This is a genomic window from Dactylosporangium sp. NPDC051087, from assembly GCF_055586325.1.
In genome coordinates this window covers 73,753-88,774 of the sequence record NZ_JBVJIJ010000021.1, presented here as the reverse complement: position 1 = coordinate 88,774, position 15,022 = coordinate 73,753, and the positions used below count along the sequence as shown (strand labels likewise).

At 69.8% G+C, this 15,022-nt stretch carries 18 protein-coding genes and 1 pseudogene; 7 read left to right on the top strand and 12 right to left on the bottom strand.

Going from position 1 to position 15,022, the window contains the following annotated elements; genetic code table 11:
- The first annotated feature begins 48 nt into the window (after positions 1 to 48).
- Positions 49 to 378 carry a hypothetical protein gene (locus ACZ6TV_RS35400; RefSeq protein WP_465302227.1) on the top strand — a complete coding sequence of 110 codons (330 nt, stop codon included), beginning with the start codon at positions 49 to 51 and terminating at the stop codon, positions 376 to 378.
- A 97-nt stretch (positions 379 to 475) separates the two neighbouring features.
- Here the strand turns inward: ACZ6TV_RS35400 and ACZ6TV_RS35395 are convergent, their stop codons facing one another.
- The 7 genes from ACZ6TV_RS35395 to ACZ6TV_RS35365 are packed head-to-tail and all read right to left on the bottom strand — an operon-like array spanning position 476 to position 6,874.
- On the bottom strand, positions 476 to 1,849 hold the full coding sequence (locus tag ACZ6TV_RS35395) for a hypothetical protein (RefSeq protein ID WP_465302225.1): 1,374 nt from the start codon (positions 1,847 to 1,849) through the stop codon (positions 476 to 478).
- Positions 1,850 to 1,883: 34 nt separating this feature from the next.
- Positions 1,884 to 2,624, bottom strand: a complete 741-nt coding sequence (locus ACZ6TV_RS35390) for a prepilin peptidase (RefSeq protein WP_465302223.1) — start codon at positions 2,622 to 2,624, stop codon at positions 1,884 to 1,886.
- Positions 2,621 to 5,332 carry a transcriptional regulator gene (locus tag ACZ6TV_RS35385; RefSeq protein ID WP_465302221.1) on the bottom strand — a complete coding sequence of 904 codons (2,712 nt, stop codon included), beginning with the start codon at positions 5,330 to 5,332 and terminating at the stop codon, positions 2,621 to 2,623. The genes ACZ6TV_RS35390 and ACZ6TV_RS35385 overlap by 4 nt, the downstream gene beginning before the upstream one ends.
- Before the next feature lie 19 nt (positions 5,333 to 5,351).
- Positions 5,352 to 5,783, bottom strand: a complete 432-nt coding sequence (locus ACZ6TV_RS35380) for a pilus assembly protein TadG-related protein (protein WP_465302219.1) — start codon at positions 5,781 to 5,783, stop codon at positions 5,352 to 5,354.
- The gene (locus ACZ6TV_RS35375) at positions 5,780 to 6,241 is read right to left on the bottom strand and encodes a pilus assembly protein (protein WP_465302217.1); all 462 of its coding nucleotides are present in this window, start codon (positions 6,239 to 6,241) and stop codon (positions 5,780 to 5,782) included. Before ACZ6TV_RS35375 ends, ACZ6TV_RS35380 begins: the two co-directional genes overlap by 4 nt.
- Before the next feature lie 49 nt (positions 6,242 to 6,290).
- Entirely contained in the window at positions 6,291 to 6,683 is a 393-nt protein-coding gene (locus ACZ6TV_RS35370; protein WP_465302215.1) for a TadE/TadG family type IV pilus assembly protein, read from the bottom strand.
- Positions 6,680 to 6,874, bottom strand: a complete 195-nt coding sequence (locus ACZ6TV_RS35365; protein ID WP_465302213.1) for a hypothetical protein — start codon at positions 6,872 to 6,874, stop codon at positions 6,680 to 6,682. Before ACZ6TV_RS35365 ends, ACZ6TV_RS35370 begins: the two co-directional genes overlap by 4 nt.
- Before the next feature lie 2 nt (positions 6,875 to 6,876).
- Here ACZ6TV_RS35365 and ACZ6TV_RS35360 point away from each other — a divergent pair.
- A pseudogene (locus ACZ6TV_RS35360) lies at positions 6,877 to 6,993 on the top strand (hypothetical protein); the annotation flags it as partial.
- Positions 6,994 to 7,244: 251 nt separating this feature from the next.
- Here ACZ6TV_RS35360 and ACZ6TV_RS35355 read toward each other — a convergent pair.
- The 5 genes from ACZ6TV_RS35355 to ACZ6TV_RS35335 form a co-directional block, all read right to left on the bottom strand.
- A complete protein-coding gene (locus ACZ6TV_RS35355) occupies positions 7,245 to 8,153 on the bottom strand; it encodes a type II secretion system F family protein (RefSeq protein ID WP_465302212.1) in 909 nt (302 codons plus the stop codon).
- Positions 8,150 to 8,971, bottom strand: a complete 822-nt coding sequence (locus ACZ6TV_RS35350) for a type II secretion system F family protein (RefSeq protein ID WP_465302210.1) — start codon at positions 8,969 to 8,971, stop codon at positions 8,150 to 8,152. Before ACZ6TV_RS35350 ends, ACZ6TV_RS35355 begins: the two co-directional genes overlap by 4 nt.
- Positions 8,972 to 8,973: 2 nt before the next feature.
- Positions 8,974 to 10,200 (bottom strand): CpaF family protein, encoded by a 1,227-nt coding sequence (locus ACZ6TV_RS35345; protein WP_465302208.1) that lies wholly within the window; start codon positions 10,198 to 10,200, stop codon positions 8,974 to 8,976.
- Between the two features lie 98 nt (positions 10,201 to 10,298).
- Positions 10,299 to 11,000, bottom strand: coding sequence for a hypothetical protein (locus ACZ6TV_RS35340; RefSeq protein WP_465302206.1), 702 nt, complete (start codon positions 10,998 to 11,000; stop codon positions 10,299 to 10,301).
- 1 nt (position 11,001) lies between these two features.
- Complete coding sequence (locus tag ACZ6TV_RS35335) at positions 11,002 to 11,655, bottom strand: SAF domain-containing protein (protein WP_465302204.1); 654 nt, start codon at positions 11,653 to 11,655, stop codon at positions 11,002 to 11,004.
- Positions 11,656 to 11,769: 114 nt separating this feature from the next.
- On the opposite strand from ACZ6TV_RS35335, the gene ACZ6TV_RS35330 reads away from it, so the two are divergent.
- The 5 genes from ACZ6TV_RS35330 to ACZ6TV_RS35310 all read left to right on the top strand — a co-directional run bounded on the left by ACZ6TV_RS35330 (position 11,770) and on the right by ACZ6TV_RS35310 (position 14,937).
- Positions 11,770 to 12,360 (top strand): hypothetical protein, encoded by a 591-nt coding sequence (locus tag ACZ6TV_RS35330; protein WP_465302202.1) that lies wholly within the window; start codon positions 11,770 to 11,772, stop codon positions 12,358 to 12,360.
- Between the two features lie 94 nt (positions 12,361 to 12,454).
- Positions 12,455 to 13,045 carry a hypothetical protein gene (locus tag ACZ6TV_RS35325; protein ID WP_465302200.1) on the top strand — a complete coding sequence of 197 codons (591 nt, stop codon included), beginning with the start codon at positions 12,455 to 12,457 and terminating at the stop codon, positions 13,043 to 13,045.
- Positions 13,033 to 13,893, top strand: coding sequence for a hypothetical protein (locus tag ACZ6TV_RS35320; RefSeq protein ID WP_465302198.1), 861 nt, complete (start codon positions 13,033 to 13,035; stop codon positions 13,891 to 13,893). Before ACZ6TV_RS35325 ends, ACZ6TV_RS35320 begins: the two co-directional genes overlap by 13 nt.
- A gap of 201 nt (positions 13,894 to 14,094) precedes the next feature.
- Positions 14,095 to 14,268, top strand: coding sequence for a hypothetical protein (locus ACZ6TV_RS35315; RefSeq protein ID WP_465302196.1), 174 nt, complete (start codon positions 14,095 to 14,097; stop codon positions 14,266 to 14,268).
- A 132-nt stretch (positions 14,269 to 14,400) separates the two neighbouring features.
- On the top strand, positions 14,401 to 14,937 hold the full coding sequence (locus ACZ6TV_RS35310) for a recombinase family protein (RefSeq protein WP_465302194.1): 537 nt from the start codon (positions 14,401 to 14,403) through the stop codon (positions 14,935 to 14,937).
- Positions 14,938 to 15,022: the final 85 nt, after the last annotated feature.

The window sequence follows — 15,022 nt, the reverse complement described above, 5'->3', positions numbered from 1 at the left end:
ATCGGCCCCCATCCGACCTGAACGCGATCATGGACGTAGGGGCTGATCATGAACGACGCACACAATCAACATCAACAGATCATGGCGGCTGCGCTTGCGGAGGTGCGCGATGCCATGGAGCGCTGTCGCCCGCTGCTGGCCGATCCTGACCCGGAGCTCATCGCGGCCATGCTCGATACCGCATCGGCTACAAGCGAGTTCACTGTCACCCTGCTCCAGATGTCTGCGCCGCCCGCCGACGATGACGAGCCGGGAACGGGCGAGGCGTTGGAGCGGGCCGCCGAGCTCGCGGCCGACACTCGCCGTCATCTTGTGATCGGGCTGAACCTGATGGCGGGTGCCCGCGCCATCGCTGCCAACGTTGTGCAGACGCGGTAACCGGCAACTCCGTTCAGTTCCGTCGCCCGGTGTCCGTCTCTGTGAGCGACGCCGGGCGACCTCAGTTTCGGATCGGTGAGGTGCCCGGTCCTCGGGCCTACCGTCCCGCGCCCACCGTGGCCCTGAGGTGGTCGGGCAGCTCACCTTCCCACTCCCGCCGCTTGCGCCGACCGAGTCCGGTACTGGGTGGAACTCCAGCGGCGCGGGAGAGTTCGGCGCCAGTGGGGAGTCGCCCCTTGAGGATCTCGGCATCCCAGAACCGGCGCATCGCCACCACGGCGGAGACGTCGGTGTCGTCGTCGGTCTGCTGTTCATCGCCGTCTTCGTCGAACAGCTCATCCTCCGATGACTGACGGTCGTCACGGTGTGACGTTTCGCGTGCGAAGTCCTCACGCTCGTTGCGCCGGCCACCACCGAGACCGGCGTCGTTGTCCTCCGTGCCGCTGTATGTCGCGCCGCTGGTGAGCATGCTCGCCCCATCGGCGTGACCATTGACGTGCAGCGTCGTTTCCCCGGTCACATCTCCTGCACGGCCTGATGACTGGTCACCGGTGCGCGGGTTGTCTTGCCGAGCGTGCAGCGGTTCCGGCAAGGTCTCGGCGACTCGCCAGGCGTTGAGGTGCACCACGGCGTCAGGCGACGTCGCTTCCACGAAGCCGTACAGGGTGGCCATGTACATCTGGACGGCCTCGCGTTCGTCAGCGGCGTCGGGGAAGTCGGCCAGGCCGATGTGCTCGGCGGCGGCCATCGCCTGGCGCATCACTGCGCGGTGGGCGCGGCGGAGCCGCCATTGCGCGGTTTCCTCTCTGCTCTGCAACAGATACAGGTTGAGGCGGGCTCGGCCGAGCCGGGCGCGCCGGCGGGCACGGTCGACCTCGGTCACGTCCCGGCCGTGCGCCTCGGCCAGCCGCAGCCACACGAAGACCCGCTCCAATGTGAGGGTCCAGTGGATCCGGGCGGCGGTCCGGCCGAGGCGGGCGTTGCGTTCGGCCGCCAACGCCCGCTCCCACATCCATGCGGCTACCAGCGGAGCGACAAGGCGCAGGCAGACCTCACGGAAGCTGTCGGCGTCCAGGGCGGACAGGCTGGCAGTGAGGGCAGCGAGGACCCACACGGCGACACCGTCGATGCCGGTGGAGCCCCTCTCCGGCTCGCGGAGCAGACGGACGCGGGCCAGCAGCGCCGACGCGAACAGGGCCACCTCGATGTAGGCGAAGAACGCGACGCGCAGCGGCGACGCACCGAGGATATCGGTGAAGAATTTCCACATGCCCGATGCCGACACCATGGTCGCGAGGGCCGCCGCGACGACGGTGAGGATGTTCGCAACGACCAGCGTGGCCCGATGCTCGGTCATCTTCCGCAGCCGGTTGGCGAACACCAGCACCACGGCGAGCCCGGCCAAGGCGGCAAGACTGAGTTGGAGCGTCTGGTTGATTCCGGCCAGGGCGCGAAGATCATCGAGGTTCACGACCGGCTCCTCGTGTACCGATCCGGCGTGCCGGTCATGACCACACCGCCTGGACCCATGGCCAGACCGCGATGACGACACCGGCGGCGGCGATGAGCAACGGGCCGATGGGCAGTTGCGCGCCGAGAGCGAGACGCCCCGTCCGGCGCAGGGTGACGGCGGCGACGACGTTGGCCCCCAGGCCGAGCAGAACACCGGCGTAGAAAGCGGTCCAGCTGTGCCAGCCGAGGACGGCGGCCAGCGGCACGGCGATGGCCACGTCACCCCAGCCAAGCCGTCCCTGTGACGCGACAGCGAGGACGGCAAAGAATCCAGCGAGCACGGCCGCGGCCGTGCCCGCGCGCAGAAGCGCGTCCGCGTCACCGGTTGCCGCCAGCAGCGGCAGAAGGCCCGCTGCGGTGAGAGCCGTGAGCCGGTGCGGCAGCCGCAGTACGGCGAGGTCAACGAAGGCCAGCACGATCATCCCGGCGGCCCACCACGCGAACGCGGCCACCGCCCAGCCGCCTCGGCCCGACGACGCCAGGGCGACCGCCATGACTACGGCGGCGGCCTCGACGGCGTACGGCGGTGCCCCGATCGGCTCGCCGCACCCGGCACACCGACCGGATGGCCGCACAGCGTTGGGCCACAGCGGTCGGCCACACGCACACGCCGAGCGCCACGGCTGGTCATCGGCGACCACGTGCACGGCAACGGCCCATCGCAGGATCGGTACGACGGCCAGCGCGGGCAGCAGGCCGCGTGCGCGTGCTCGGGGCGTCAGGGTGCTCGTCATGTCTCGTCCAGGCTGTTGCGCAGGCGCGTTGCGAGCGTGATCGTGTCTTCCTGGGGTTCGGCGTCCAGATCGGCCAGCGCCTTGGTGAGGGCGCGCAGCAGCGTCCGGATGCCGTCTGCGTCACCGAGGGCGTGGCGGGCGTGCATGGCCTTGACGTAGAGGGCCTCGTTGTAGCGGTCCAGGCCGATCGCCTTGTCGAGCAGGTCGGATGTGAGCTGCGGGTTGCTGTCGAGCAGGTCGTCAGCGAGCAGCAGGTGAGCTTCGGTGCCCCACCGTCGTACCGTCTCGCGGTGCGGCGCCAGCCACTCATAGTCCTGGCCCTCCGCGAGCGGCGCGGTGTAGAGGTCGCAGGCTTCGGTGAGCAGTTCGCGGCGGCGCGGCCCGGTGGCCAGGGTGGCGGTGCGCATCAAATCGCGCAGGTTCCACACGTCGACGTCCACCGTGGCAGGGTCGAGGCGGTAGCGACCGGCGGACTTGATGACGTAGGCGTTCTTGGCCTCTGCGGTGCCGGCGCGGCCGAGTACGTGCCGCAGGTTCGAGGCGTTGGTGTGCACGCGCTGGTCGGCCTGGTGGACGCGGGCGTCGGGTTCGAGGTATTCGCCGATCTGCCGGGTGGCGGCACCGTCCGGGTGGACCGCGAGGTACACCGCCATTTCGAGGGCCTTGGCTCGCAGCGGCCGGCCTTCCGCGGTGATGTTCTCGATGCGCGGCGGGCCGAGGACCCGCAGCTGCGCGCGTCCCGAGGTAGCGGCAGGGCCGATCGTCACCGGTGTGGGGATGTCGGTGGGTGCGAGTTCGGTGCGGCTGGCGTGCAGCGGCACGACCGTGACCGGGACGGCCGAGGACGCAATGGCGGGCGGCTCGCCGGTCTGCGCCTCGCGCAGCGTGGTCAGGATCTGCACGGCGGTGACCGGGTCCAGGACAGGTAGGCGCGGCGGCACCGGTGTGGCCGCCTGCCCGGACACGAGCTTGGTGTGCCCGTCCGGGGCGACCTCCACGGTGGCGCCGTGTGCCCATTCGCCCAGCAGCAGCGCAGACACGTGCAGTCCTTCGCCGAGGCCGAGGGCCACCTTGGCCCGCATGCGGGCACCGGCGGGCGGCGTGTCGGTGATGAGCATGATCTGCGGGAGCGCCTCCTCGTCGGGCGCCACCTGCCGCAGCTCGTCCAGGTCAGTCAGGGCGTGCTCGTCGAGGATGCGGCTGCGGTACAGCAGCCGGGCCTCCACGACGGTCAGTGCGTCATCGATGTTGTCGGCCACGTGCAGGCGTGGCCACGGGCCGAGGGTGACGACCTCCGAGCCGAGCAGCGTGGCCAGGGTGGCGGCGTCGATGACGACCTCGCCGCGTGCGTCGGGATGTTGCGGGTCGCCGGAGGCCAGTACGGCGACGAGCGCGGCGCGGGCGGCAGCGGACGCGCCGTCCCCGACGATGCCGGTGCCGCCTGTCGGGAGGTCCGCCAGTTCGGGTACCTGCTCTGACATCTCGTTGTCCTCGGTCGCCGGGCCAGCGAGTTTCGGGTTGCGGTTCACGGCGCGGCGCAGCGCGACCACGGGCGGCGGCAATTCGGTCGGCGGGTCGTCGTCGGGTTCACCGGTGTAGCGGCGGCGGCGCTGGAGCCAAACCAGGACGGCGGCGGCGCTGATCGCGAATGCCAGTCCCCACGGCAGCCAGCTCGACGCGGACAGCTGGACACCGTGCTCGTCGGTGTTCACCGCTGGGCTCGAGCTGTCGTTGGCGGCTGGCGTTCCCTGGGGCGCTGCCGAGGCCGCCGGTCCGGAGGAAGGGACTTGCGAAGGTGACACCGACGTCGATGACGGCGACGGCGAATCGGTGGGCGGCCCCGCCGTGGGCGGACCGGGATTTTCTATGGCGACGCTGGGCGTGACGGTCGGGCTCGCTGTGACGGTCGGGCTCGGCGTGGCCGGCGCGGTGCTCGGCGACGCGGACGGTTCTGCCGAGGGGGGTGCGATGACCGGCGGCTGTGTCTGCCCGCCGGGCGTTGTGGCTGGTGCGATTCCGGGTGGCGGCTTGGCGTCGGCAGGCAGCCGCAGATCCCAGCCCGGATAGATGATGTTGCAGTCGCGGAGGACGCCTCCGACGCCCGCGAAATGCCGATGCTTATTGAGCCCGCAGATTTCCGGCCAGCGGTTGGCGTCGCCGAGCCATTCCTTCGAGATCTTCGATAGGTAGTCGCCGCGTTTGACGACGTACACGTATTGCTCGTCGCCGACGTGGACGATCGTCGTGCCTTCGGCCGCCTTCGTAAGGGCCGGCGCGGACTGAGTGACCGCAGGGGGTGCTTCGGCGACGGCGCGGCCGGGCTGCGGGGTGGCCGCCGCCGCAGTCGCGGCGAGGATGCTGCCGAGCAGCATCGAGCTGACCAGGACCGACGCTGCGGGCCGCATCGGGTTGCGGTAGCGACGAGGGTGGGGGTCTTTGATGCCTCGTGCGGTGTCGCGCAGCTCGGCGAGGACGGCTTGGGTGAACAGCGCCCAGACGAGCCAGATCGCCACGGCGAGCAGGTTGACCACCATGCGGTCGGTGACCCCGCCGTTGAAGAACGCGACGAGGACGGCCTGATCGGGCAGGGCGCGCGGCAGCGGCCAACCGATGGCGAGAGTCAGCCAGGCCGGGATCCCGGCGGTCGCGGCCAGCAGGACGCTGCCCGCGCTGGCGCGCACCAGCCAGCGGCCGAGCCATGCCAGCATGCCGTGCCTCCTTACCGGGTCAGGGTGTGATCGCGTCGGCGGTCGCCGTGGCGTGCACCGGGATGCTGCCGACACCAGCGAGGTTGAGCAGCTGGGTGGGCTGAGACGTGGTCACGCTGACGGTCACAGTGTTCACTGTGACCGTGACCATGCCGGACAGCCCGGCACGCGTGACCCAGCTGGCGGCGGCGGCACGGGCAGCAGCCGGATTGAGCCGCACGACCCCGCTGGTGCGCAATGCGGCCACGTCCAGCTCGCGGGCTCCGGCGCGGGCGGCGGCGTTGGCCACCGACCGGGCGTTGACTTTCGTGGACACGGCGAGCCCGGCATCCAGGACGAGCCCACCGAGCAGGAGAGCGGTGATCAGCCAGACGACCGTGAACGCGGTCGCCGCTCCTTTGTCCCGCCCGGTCCGCCGGGGTCGAGGTCGCGTGGTGACGGTCGTGGTCATGTCCCCGCCCGGTAGATGTCGATCGGCTCGGTCGCCGAGGCGTGTGCGGTCTTGGACGTGCCGATTCCCGGCAGCCCGAGGTCGTCCATGCGCATGACGCACGCCACCCTGACGGTGACCGCCCCGCCGCGCCGGAATGCCGACGTGTCGGTGCTCGCGGTACAGCTGAACCGGCTCCCTGACGCCATCGCGTTCGCGGCGTTGGTCGCTGCGGTCCGCGCGGTCGCAGCCGTGGGCGCGTCGGCGGCGGCGCGGGCGGCTGCTGCCGCCACCGCGTGCGCGTCAATGCTCACCGACGCGGCCCGGCCGCAGAACACGACGAACATCGCCACGATGATGAGGAACGGCACGACGAAGATCGCCAGTTCACTCGTCATCGATCCGCGGTCGTTGACGGCGCGGAGGCGGCGAAGGCTGCACGCGACGGCCATGCCGACGCCGCTTCCGAACCTGGACATTGGAGACCTCCTCGGGCTGCTGTGGTTCCGGCGTTAATCTCTGGCACGGTCAGGTTCCGGGCACCCGCTCCACGGGGGCGGTGACGCTGACGCGGACCGGGAAGGTCAGGCCGGGAATCACCGAGCCAGCGTGCCCGGTGATCGTGATGGTCGCCTCGGTCGCGGTGCGGCTGGCGGTCACCGACGTGACCGACAACGCGCCACCCGACAGGTCCCGCAGCAACGCCTCAGTGTCGGCCTGCCCGGCGGCGGCACTGCTGCGGTACGCCCGCGCCGTTTGCACGCCCTCGTTGGCGGCGGCCTGGGCCATGTGGCTGGCATGTTGCCAGATCGCGAACTGCACGGCCGCCATCAGCAGCAGGCCGAGCAGAGGGGTGGCCAGCACCAGCTCGACGCTGGCCGCCCCTCTGTCCCGCCGGCGTCTGGGCGCCCGGGATGTCACAGCGAGACGCCCCGGATCTTCTCCAGCACCTTCGGCCCGAGGATCGCCAGCGCCGCCAGGGCGAGGGCGACCAGGAACGCGGTCACGGCGATGGCCTCGGTGCTGTAGCCGCCATCTGGCGTGCGCCGCTGCGACCGGTCCCGGGTTTGCAGGCCGAGGACCGTCACGTACGCGGCCAACTGGTTGAGCATGGTGTACCTCCCGTTGGGTTGGGCCTGCCCAGACGTTGTGGACGGGCCGAGGGGTTGTCGAGACTGCCGTGAGGTCCGGCGTCAGGTCACGGCGTAGATCACAAGAACGACGAGGATGAGCACCCCGATCGCCGCGAATGCCAGGGTGTGGCGTTCGTCCATGGCTCCGGGTCTCCTTCGGCGTGATGGGTGCGAGTCATAAGATGCGGTTCTGCCGTTGCTGCCGTGCGTTCAGAGCACCCGGAACACGTAGACGAGGGCGATGACTCCAAGGACGACGCTGATCGCGAGCAATGCCGCGGCGGTACCTTCGTGTCCCATGCTGCGAAGCTCCTTCGGTGTGGCGTTTACAGGTCGTGATTTGCGGCTTTTAGAACGCGCTGAGGATCGTCGCGAACGCGGGGAACATCAGGAAGATCATGAATCCGCCGAGCAGACAGACCAGGGGTAGCACCATGCGTTCGGTGGCCGACGCGGCGGCGGCTTCGGCCTCGGCGAGCTGATGGGTCATCAGGGCCGCCGACCGGGCCGACAGGGTGGATTTGATGCGGGCTCCTTCGCTGCCAGCCATCGACAGCGCCGCCGACAGTTCGGCCAGCGCGGTCATGCCCGCGGTTTCGCCGAGTTCGCCGAGGGTCTGCCATGGTGGGCGCCGTCGCAGGTGTGCGGCCTCGACCGCCTGGCGGAGGGCGGCTTGCGCCCAGCCTTCGGTGTCGTCGGTCGCGTCGCGTAGGGCTTGTTCGACGCCGGCGCCACCGGCCAGGGAGATGACGACGAGGTCCAGCATCTCCGACACGGCGTTGCGCAGCTCGGCCCGCCGTTTGACCGCTTCGGAGGCGAGGGCGAGGTCGGGAACGAACAAGCCCAGCCCGGCGAGGATCAGCGATGCCCAGACGGGCAGCTGCCAGCCGATCGGCGTGCCACCGAGGTTGGCCAGCCCGACGATCGCGGGTGGGAGCAGGAATCCCAGCAGTGCCATGGCCGCCTGTTCGGCCAGGTGCCGGGCGGGATCCCGGCCGCAGATGCCGAGGTCGGCGCGGACGCTGGCGCGGGGTAGGCCGAGCCGCATCAGCAGGGGCACGAACGGCCGCCCGGCGGTTGCCAGCGCGCCGCCCGCCTCCACGGCGATGGCCGGGCGTGCCGTCATGGACATGCCTGAGGTGGGTGGGTGCAGGACGGCGAACGCCTGCGTGAGCGTGAGCCGGGGCGGGAACGCGAACGCTCCGACGAGCGCCAGCCCGAGGCCGGTGCCCAGGCCCAGCAGGATCGCGGTCATCATCGGGCTGCCTCGCTGACCCCGACCTTGGCCAGCCGGGAGATGCCGAGGAACCCGACCGCGAACACCGCGCCGACGACGACCAGCGCGAGCTGACCGGCGAACGAGCCGTACGGCCGCAGGAAGATGGGATTGAGCACGATCAGGCCCACTGCCATCGCGATCGTGAACCCGGTGATGACCCTGGCGTTGGTGCGGATCTTCGCGTGCCCGGGTGCGATCTTCAGTCGCAGCGCGGCGCGGGCGCGGGCGCGGGTCGCCAGTTCCGACAGCAGCTCGGTCAGGTTCCGCGACTGCCGGGTGGACGCCAGGATGAGTGCCCGGACGACGAGGCGGCCGGTCCGGTCATCGAGTCGCTGCCGCAGTTCGGCCAGGGCCAACGGGAGTCGCTGTCCGAGCCTGACGGAGGCGGCGAGTTCGGCGATCTCGTCCTTGACGGCGGCCGGCGCGTACGGGGCGGTGACGAGGATTGCTTGCTCCAGACCGGCTGCGGCGGCGAGGTTGTCGCGCAGCATCTCGGTCCAGGTGGCGATGGCTTCGGTGCGGGCGAGTGCGCGGGCTGCGAACTTGTCCGTGCCGAGCGCGATCGGCAGCGCGTAGCTGGCGAGCCCGGCCAGGATCGCGCCGACCGGCCACCGGGTAAGCAGCCCCACCATCGCGGCGGCGACCAGCGCGACCGCGACCCTGATCACCTGTTCGCGGGTGAGGCGGACCCCGGCCGTGCGTGGCCGGTCGGTGACCGCCGGGCGGCGCAGCCCGGCGACGATGGCCAGCAGGCCGAGCCCGACACCCGCGCCGAGCAGCGCGGCCAGTGCGGTCATCGCTACCACCCGACCCGGTCGATGACGTGCGGGTCGAGCCCGGCGGCCTCCAGCCGGTCCAGGGTCTCGGTGCGCAGCGGCGTGTTCGGCACCGCGCGCTGGTCGCGGCCGGGCCGCCACACCTCGTTGGAGATCACGTCGCGGCCGTCGAACCCGACGACCTCCCGGACGCTGGATACGACGCGGGACTTGTCCGACGTCCAGTTCAGGTGCACGACCAGGTTGAGCGACTCGGCGATGAGCATGGCGGACGCCTCGAACGTCAGGTGCTCCGGGGCCTGGACCGCGTACATCATCAGGCGGGTAAACGCCTGGACGCTGGAACTCGCGTGGACGGTCGCGAAGCTGCCGTCGTTACCTTGACTCATCGCCTTAAGCAGATCGATCACTTCGTCGCCGCGGGCCTCACCGACGATCACGCGATCCGGATCCATGCGCAGCGCGGTGCGCACGAGCGCCGCCACCGGCACGGCCCCGACGCCTTCGAGGTTGGGGCGGCGGGCCTGCATCTTCACCACGTTCGGGTGCGCCACCGAATCCTTGAGTTCCAGTTCGTAGCTGTCCTCGATCGTGATCAGCCGCTCGTTCGGCGGGATCGCACGTGCAGCGGCGCGGGCGAAGGTCGTCTTTCCGGTGTTGGTGCCGCCCGCAAAAATGATGTTGAGCTTCGCGCGCATGGCGGCCTGGATCACCCGGCACAGCGGTTCGTCGAGAGTGCCCTTGGCGACCAGGTCATCGAGATCGGCGTTGATCATCGTCGGTCGGCGGATCGACAGCGCCGGACGGCGGGACACCGACATGACCGCGCACAGCCGAGACCCGTCGCGCATCCGCATGTCCAGCACTGGGCTGGTCCGGTCGAACGTCCGCTCCTCACCGAGGCCGGACAGATCGTCGCCGAATGCCGCTTCCGTGGCCAGGGACCGGATCATCTCGATCAACGCGTCGTCGGATTCGGCGATCGGCGGGCCGACCTCCGTTTTGCCGCCGACGTAGCGGATGAAGACCTCGTCGGCGCCGTTGGCGTGGACGTTCTCGATATCGGGGTTGTCGAGCAGCTGCTGCAGTCCGCCCGCGCCGACGATGTGGTCGATAACCGCACGGGCCACCCTTGCCTCCGAAGCGGCCGACAGTGGTGCCCGTCCGGCGTCGAGCGCCTGCCGGGCGTGCGTGTCGAGTGCCTCACCGGTGTACTGCTCGGCCAGTCTGCGCCGTTCGGCGGCGGGCACGGGTCCGCCCCCGGCGTGCCCGGCGAGGGCCTGCGCGACCTGGGCGCGCAGCTCGGCGACGAGGTCGGTCTCGGTGAGGGCAGCGGTCGATGGCATGGTCATCGGTTTTCACCTCCTGCGGGATTGCCTTGTTTGGCGAGGGACGCGGCCAGGCCGCGCGCGGTGGCGAGGAGACCGACGCGGGTCCACGCCTTGCGGGCGCGGCGGGTACCCGCGATGACCTGTGCGCCGTGGCGGTCCCAGGGCATCTCGGCGGCCAGCGGCAGCGGCAGCAGCCCGGCGAGTTCGTCGCGCGGGTGGGCGAGCTGCCCGACCGTGACCAGCTGTGCGCGTTCGACCGGGATCTCGGCGAGCGAGACCCGTAGCAGCGATAGGACGTCGCCGCCGGCGACGACGAGGACGGCGTCGGCCAGCTCCAGCAGCGGCAGTGCCGGGGAGCCGGGCTCCAGGCGGCCGAGGTCGAGGATGGTCGGGCGTTCCTTGGCCCACCGGGCAGGCTCGGTGTCGGCGAGCAGTCCGATCGCCGCGCTGGCCTGTGGTCGGCCAGCGGCGGCGAGGACCGCGTCGACGCCGAAGGGGAGCTGGGTGGTGTGCTCAGCCAGCTCGACGTGACTGCTGCGGCAGGCGTTCGCCAGTGACGCGAGGCCGGGACTGTCCGGCAGCCGGTGCCAGCCGCCGAGATCACCGCCTGCGGGGTCGGCTTCGATCAGCAGCGCGGGATCATCGGGCCACACGGCGGCGAGCGCGGCGGCAACGGTGGTGGCGCCGCGTGACTTCACGGACGTGACGGCGACCAGCATGTCAGCCCGCCACCAGGACGAGGGCGAGCTCAGCGCCAGCCCCGGCCAGCTTCGTCGCGTCATCGCGGGCCAGCAGCAGCGACACGACCGTGGTCCCGGAACCGTCCACACCGGGAACGACATCGACCACGATGGCCGATACCGATACCGGTGCCGGAGGCAGTCCCGTCACCTCCGGGGTGCCCTCCTTCGCGACCGTCACCACCAGTGCATGGCTTCCCGGCGCGACACCCGCCGGTACCCGGCCCGGCTTCAACGCTGTGGCGACCACGGCCTGACCGGCGTCGGGCCAGGTCGCCGGTCCGAGCTGCGACTCCGACAGCAACGCGCCGGACGCCAACGGCACCGCCGCGCTCCGGCCGATCACCTGCTGTGCTTGCGCGGCGCGCACCAGCGGCACGCTCGGGTCGGGAACCACCCCGACGACGCGCAGATCCTCGGCGCTGATAAGTTGCCCGGCAGCCACGGGGCGTGCGACCGCGAGCACCTGCACGCGGGCGTCACCACCCAGCTGCACCACAGCGAAGATGCCAGCGCACAGCAACACCAGCAATAAACCGCCGACCAGTAGCGACCAGCGCCGCTTCGGCTGCGCCGCCCCGTTCAGGCTCGGCCGTGCCGGCGCAGTCCTGCGCGCCTCGGCAACCGTGGTCATGGTGCATCACCCCCGTAGCGAAAGTTCCGAGTCTTCGTCGTACCTGAACGCGAAGACGAACCGCCACGGACAAGTGGGTACGTAAACGTCCTACGTACACTGTGTACGTTCGTCGTGCGAGTGCGCGAAGCGAGCACGAGGCGCAAGTTCGCAGGTCAGGACATGTCAGGATCCGGCCTCGCCCGAAGGGTCTATGGCAACAAGGCCAAGCAGCGCAAACGCATCGACTCTCTTGCCAATCGATCTCATTCCGTTTGCTCCCTCGATCGACCGGTGGCACGGTTGATAGCTCATCTGCAACTTGCACCAACGGGGGGAACAAAGATTGATATCGAGGCACTAGTCCGGATAGCCGACCTGTTCCGGTTTCGGTGGGATCCACCGATCCTCGCAGTGCTGGCCGAAAGGCCGTTCAGGTTCCGGGCGCTCCACACGCGGCTTGAATCGCACGTCGGTGAGCACGTGGACGACAACGCCCTAACGCGTAGCCTCCACAGGCTTACTCGCCTGGAGTTGATCCGGGCGGACAGCAAACACTTCGGTAACCGTGTCATCAACACGTACAGCCTCAGCGAACAGGGCCGCGAGCACCTGGCTGCCTACGAGGCGCTCGCCACCGTCTACCTGCACCTGCATGAACCCCATGGCAAGTGCGACGGACGGTGCCCCGTGCACGAGGCGCAGGACGACGAACGCGCCGCATAGCGCACGGACAGCATGTACGTGCACAAGTGTCGGTAGCGCGCCGCCGAGCCGTGAGGTACCAAAGAACCTCGGGGCCTCGCGCGTTGGAGGACAGATGAAACGCACAGCACCATGGCCGCAACTACTCACGGTCGCAGCGCTCACAGTCCTGCTCGGCGCGTGCACCGGCAACTCTGATCCACCAGTGGCGCTTCCTAGTGCGGGAGCGCCGGCATCGACCTCGGCATCGCCGTCCGCTTCGCCGTCCGCGTCGGTGGCGGCCGAGTCACCGGAACAGGCCAGGCAACGCGTGATCGACGCTTACGTCGGCATGCAGAACGCGTTCCTCAAGGCCAGTGAACTCGGCGACCCGGCCTACCCGGAGTTGCCGAAGTTCGCGGACGGCGCCGCGCTGACGACGCTCACTGACGGGCTGAAAGCCAGCAAGGCCAAGGGACTCCTCGGTCGCGGGCAAGCGGTCTACCACCCTGAGGTTCAGTCACTCGCGCCGCCGAACTCGCCCACGAAGGCGTCGCTGCGCGACTGCCTGGACACCAGCAAGACTTCGCAGTACAAGGCCAACGGCGACGCCTACCAAGACAGTCCCGGCGGTCTACGGCTCGTCCTGGCCGATGTCGAACGAGTCGGTGGCGTCTGGAAGGTGACCTCCTTCGGCGTGCGGGCGGTGGGCTCATGCACCGTCTAGTTCGCGCAATCGCCGCGCTCGCGGCGACGGCAGCCATGCTGCTCGCCGCACCGTCTCCCGCCCGCGCGGACGGCTGGGGTGACGTCAACTGCTCCAACAATCCCAGCAATCCAAAGTGCACAGTTGAGGTCGGCTACATCGGCGGCGGAGGCGGCAACAACGGCGGAGGCGGCGGCAACGTCGTCTGCAAGATCGGCGGCGAGGTCGTCGAATGCCAGAACGGATTCGGCTGGCTCGGCAGCGACGGCTGCTACTACGGCAAAGACGGCGGCGGTTTCCTCCCGGCCAACCAATGGATCAAAACCTGCTTCGACCCAGTCACCGGCGACTCGAACGGCTGGGGCATCGTCACCCTCCTTCAGCCGCCCGCCGCGCTCGCCATCCTGACCCAGCGCGCGGTGGACAGCCTGACCATTCCCAAGCCGGTCATCGCCGCCAGCCCGAACCTCACCACCCAGCAGTTCGTGCACGTCCCCGTCTGGTGGTGGGTGCAACCCGGCTGGTGGAACACCCAGACGGCAACCGCCTCAGCAGGCGGCCTGACCATCACCGCCCGAGCCGTACCAAAGAAGATCACCTGGCACGCGGGCGACGGCACGAGTACGGTGTGCACCGGCCCCGGCACCCCGTGGACGTCATCGGCCAACCCGACCTCGCCGTCTCCGACCTGCGGGCACACCTACACCAAGACCTCGGACAGCGCCGGAGGAACGTTCACCGTCCGAGCCGTTGCGACATGGGACATCTCGTGGAGCGGGGGCGGACTCTCGGGCACAGAGCCAGACGTCACCACCGCCACGTCCGCCGACATCACCGTCACCGAACTCCGAGCAGTCATCACCAGCTAGCCGGCGCACAACGGCCGGACGAAGACGAAGGCCCTGCCGGGATCCCCCGTTCTCGGCAGGGCCTTCCCACCTATCAGACCCGCATGGCCCGTAGAGCACCCGCTCTGCGGGCCATTGTCATTTCCGCCCTATCGAAGGAGGACAACATGATCCCGCAGCCTTCCCGCATCGCACGGCACGTGATCCCGGCCCGGATCGCCTATGGCTGAGCCGGACCAGCCGATCCCACGTAATCGAGTTGCCAGGAAACAGGCGAAGCCGATCAAGGTCCGCCCCGCGCGAACCGCACCGCTCACCGAAGAGGACCGCCAGCAGGCCGTCACCGCACTATCGATGATGATCGCCGCTTGGTGGGCCGGACAACAGGACACCTAACCAGCACCAAGAACGAGGGGGCGACCGCAAGCGGTCGCCCCCTCGTCGCGTCCGTCGACTGGCTTGACACCGCCGACAGATCGACCGACGTTCACCCACCACCCACCCAACGATGATCTTGAAAGGGCGCACATGACACACGAACGTGAGGCGCTCACGCGTGTCGGCCTGTATACCCGCAGAGGTTATCGGCCGTCATCAGCCGATGAGCAGGAGCGAGCGGCGCGAACGTTCCTCAGCAAACATGACCCCGGCTGGACCCTGGCAGCGGCCTTCCACGACACCACAAACAGCGCCGAACCGCTGTCGCGAAGGCCCGGACTGCGCGCCGCACTCGAAGCAGCCACCCGCGGCGAGATCGACATCCTCGTCACCGCAAGCCTGACCGAGCTGCACCGGCGCATGGACCACCTCAGCGACCTGCTGCGCGCATTCGAGGCGGCCTCGGTAGCGGTGATCACCGGCGACGGGGCGCTCGACACGTCACGCCCACTCGGCCGTCTCATGGCGACCGCGCTGGGCATCATGACCGACCACTGGCGCACCGAACAGCAGGAACGGGCCACCCAGCAGCACGCAAGGCGAGGCGGCCAGAACGCACCGACGCCAGACCTCCCAGCAAGGCACGGCCGCCCGCACCGGATCGGCAGGCGGCTGCGCTCCATCTAGCGACCACCACACGACGAAGCAGACAGAGGGGCCGGGACGGCGCGCAGACGCCGTCCCGGCCCTTTGTGTTTCCGCAGCTCAAGCG

Bases quoted from the DNA above. Each gene is read 5' to 3' on its own strand.
- ACZ6TV_RS35400 (WP_465302227.1), top strand. From the start codon at position 49: ATGAACGACGCACACAATCAACATCAACAGATCATGGCGGCTGCGCTT.
- ACZ6TV_RS35390 (WP_465302223.1), bottom strand. From the start codon at position 2,624: ATGACGAGCACCCTGACGCCCCGAGCACGCGCACGCGGCCTGCTGCCC.
- ACZ6TV_RS35385 (WP_465302221.1), bottom strand. From the start codon at position 5,332: ATGCTGGCATGGCTCGGCCGCTGGCTGGTGCGCGCCAGCGCGGGCAGC.
- ACZ6TV_RS35380 (WP_465302219.1), bottom strand. From the start codon at position 5,783: ATGACCACGACCGTCACCACGCGACCTCGACCCCGGCGGACCGGGCGG.
- ACZ6TV_RS35375 (WP_465302217.1), bottom strand. From the start codon at position 6,241: ATGTCCAGGTTCGGAAGCGGCGTCGGCATGGCCGTCGCGTGCAGCCTT.
- ACZ6TV_RS35365 (WP_465302213.1), bottom strand. From the start codon at position 6,874: ATGCTCAACCAGTTGGCCGCGTACGTGACGGTCCTCGGCCTGCAAACC.
- ACZ6TV_RS35355 (WP_465302212.1), bottom strand. From the start codon at position 8,153: ATGATGACCGCGATCCTGCTGGGCCTGGGCACCGGCCTCGGGCTGGCG.
- ACZ6TV_RS35350 (WP_465302210.1), bottom strand. From the start codon at position 8,971: ATGACCGCACTGGCCGCGCTGCTCGGCGCGGGTGTCGGGCTCGGCCTG.
- ACZ6TV_RS35340 (WP_465302206.1), bottom strand. From the start codon at position 11,000: ATGCTGGTCGCCGTCACGTCCGTGAAGTCACGCGGCGCCACCACCGTT.
- ACZ6TV_RS35335 (WP_465302204.1), bottom strand. From the start codon at position 11,655: ATGACCACGGTTGCCGAGGCGCGCAGGACTGCGCCGGCACGGCCGAGC.
- ACZ6TV_RS35325 (WP_465302200.1), top strand. From the start codon at position 12,455: ATGAAACGCACAGCACCATGGCCGCAACTACTCACGGTCGCAGCGCTC.
- ACZ6TV_RS35320 (WP_465302198.1), top strand. From the start codon at position 13,033: ATGCACCGTCTAGTTCGCGCAATCGCCGCGCTCGCGGCGACGGCAGCC.
- ACZ6TV_RS35315 (WP_465302196.1), top strand. From the start codon at position 14,095: ATGGCTGAGCCGGACCAGCCGATCCCACGTAATCGAGTTGCCAGGAAA.
- ACZ6TV_RS35310 (WP_465302194.1), top strand. From the start codon at position 14,401: ATGACACACGAACGTGAGGCGCTCACGCGTGTCGGCCTGTATACCCGC.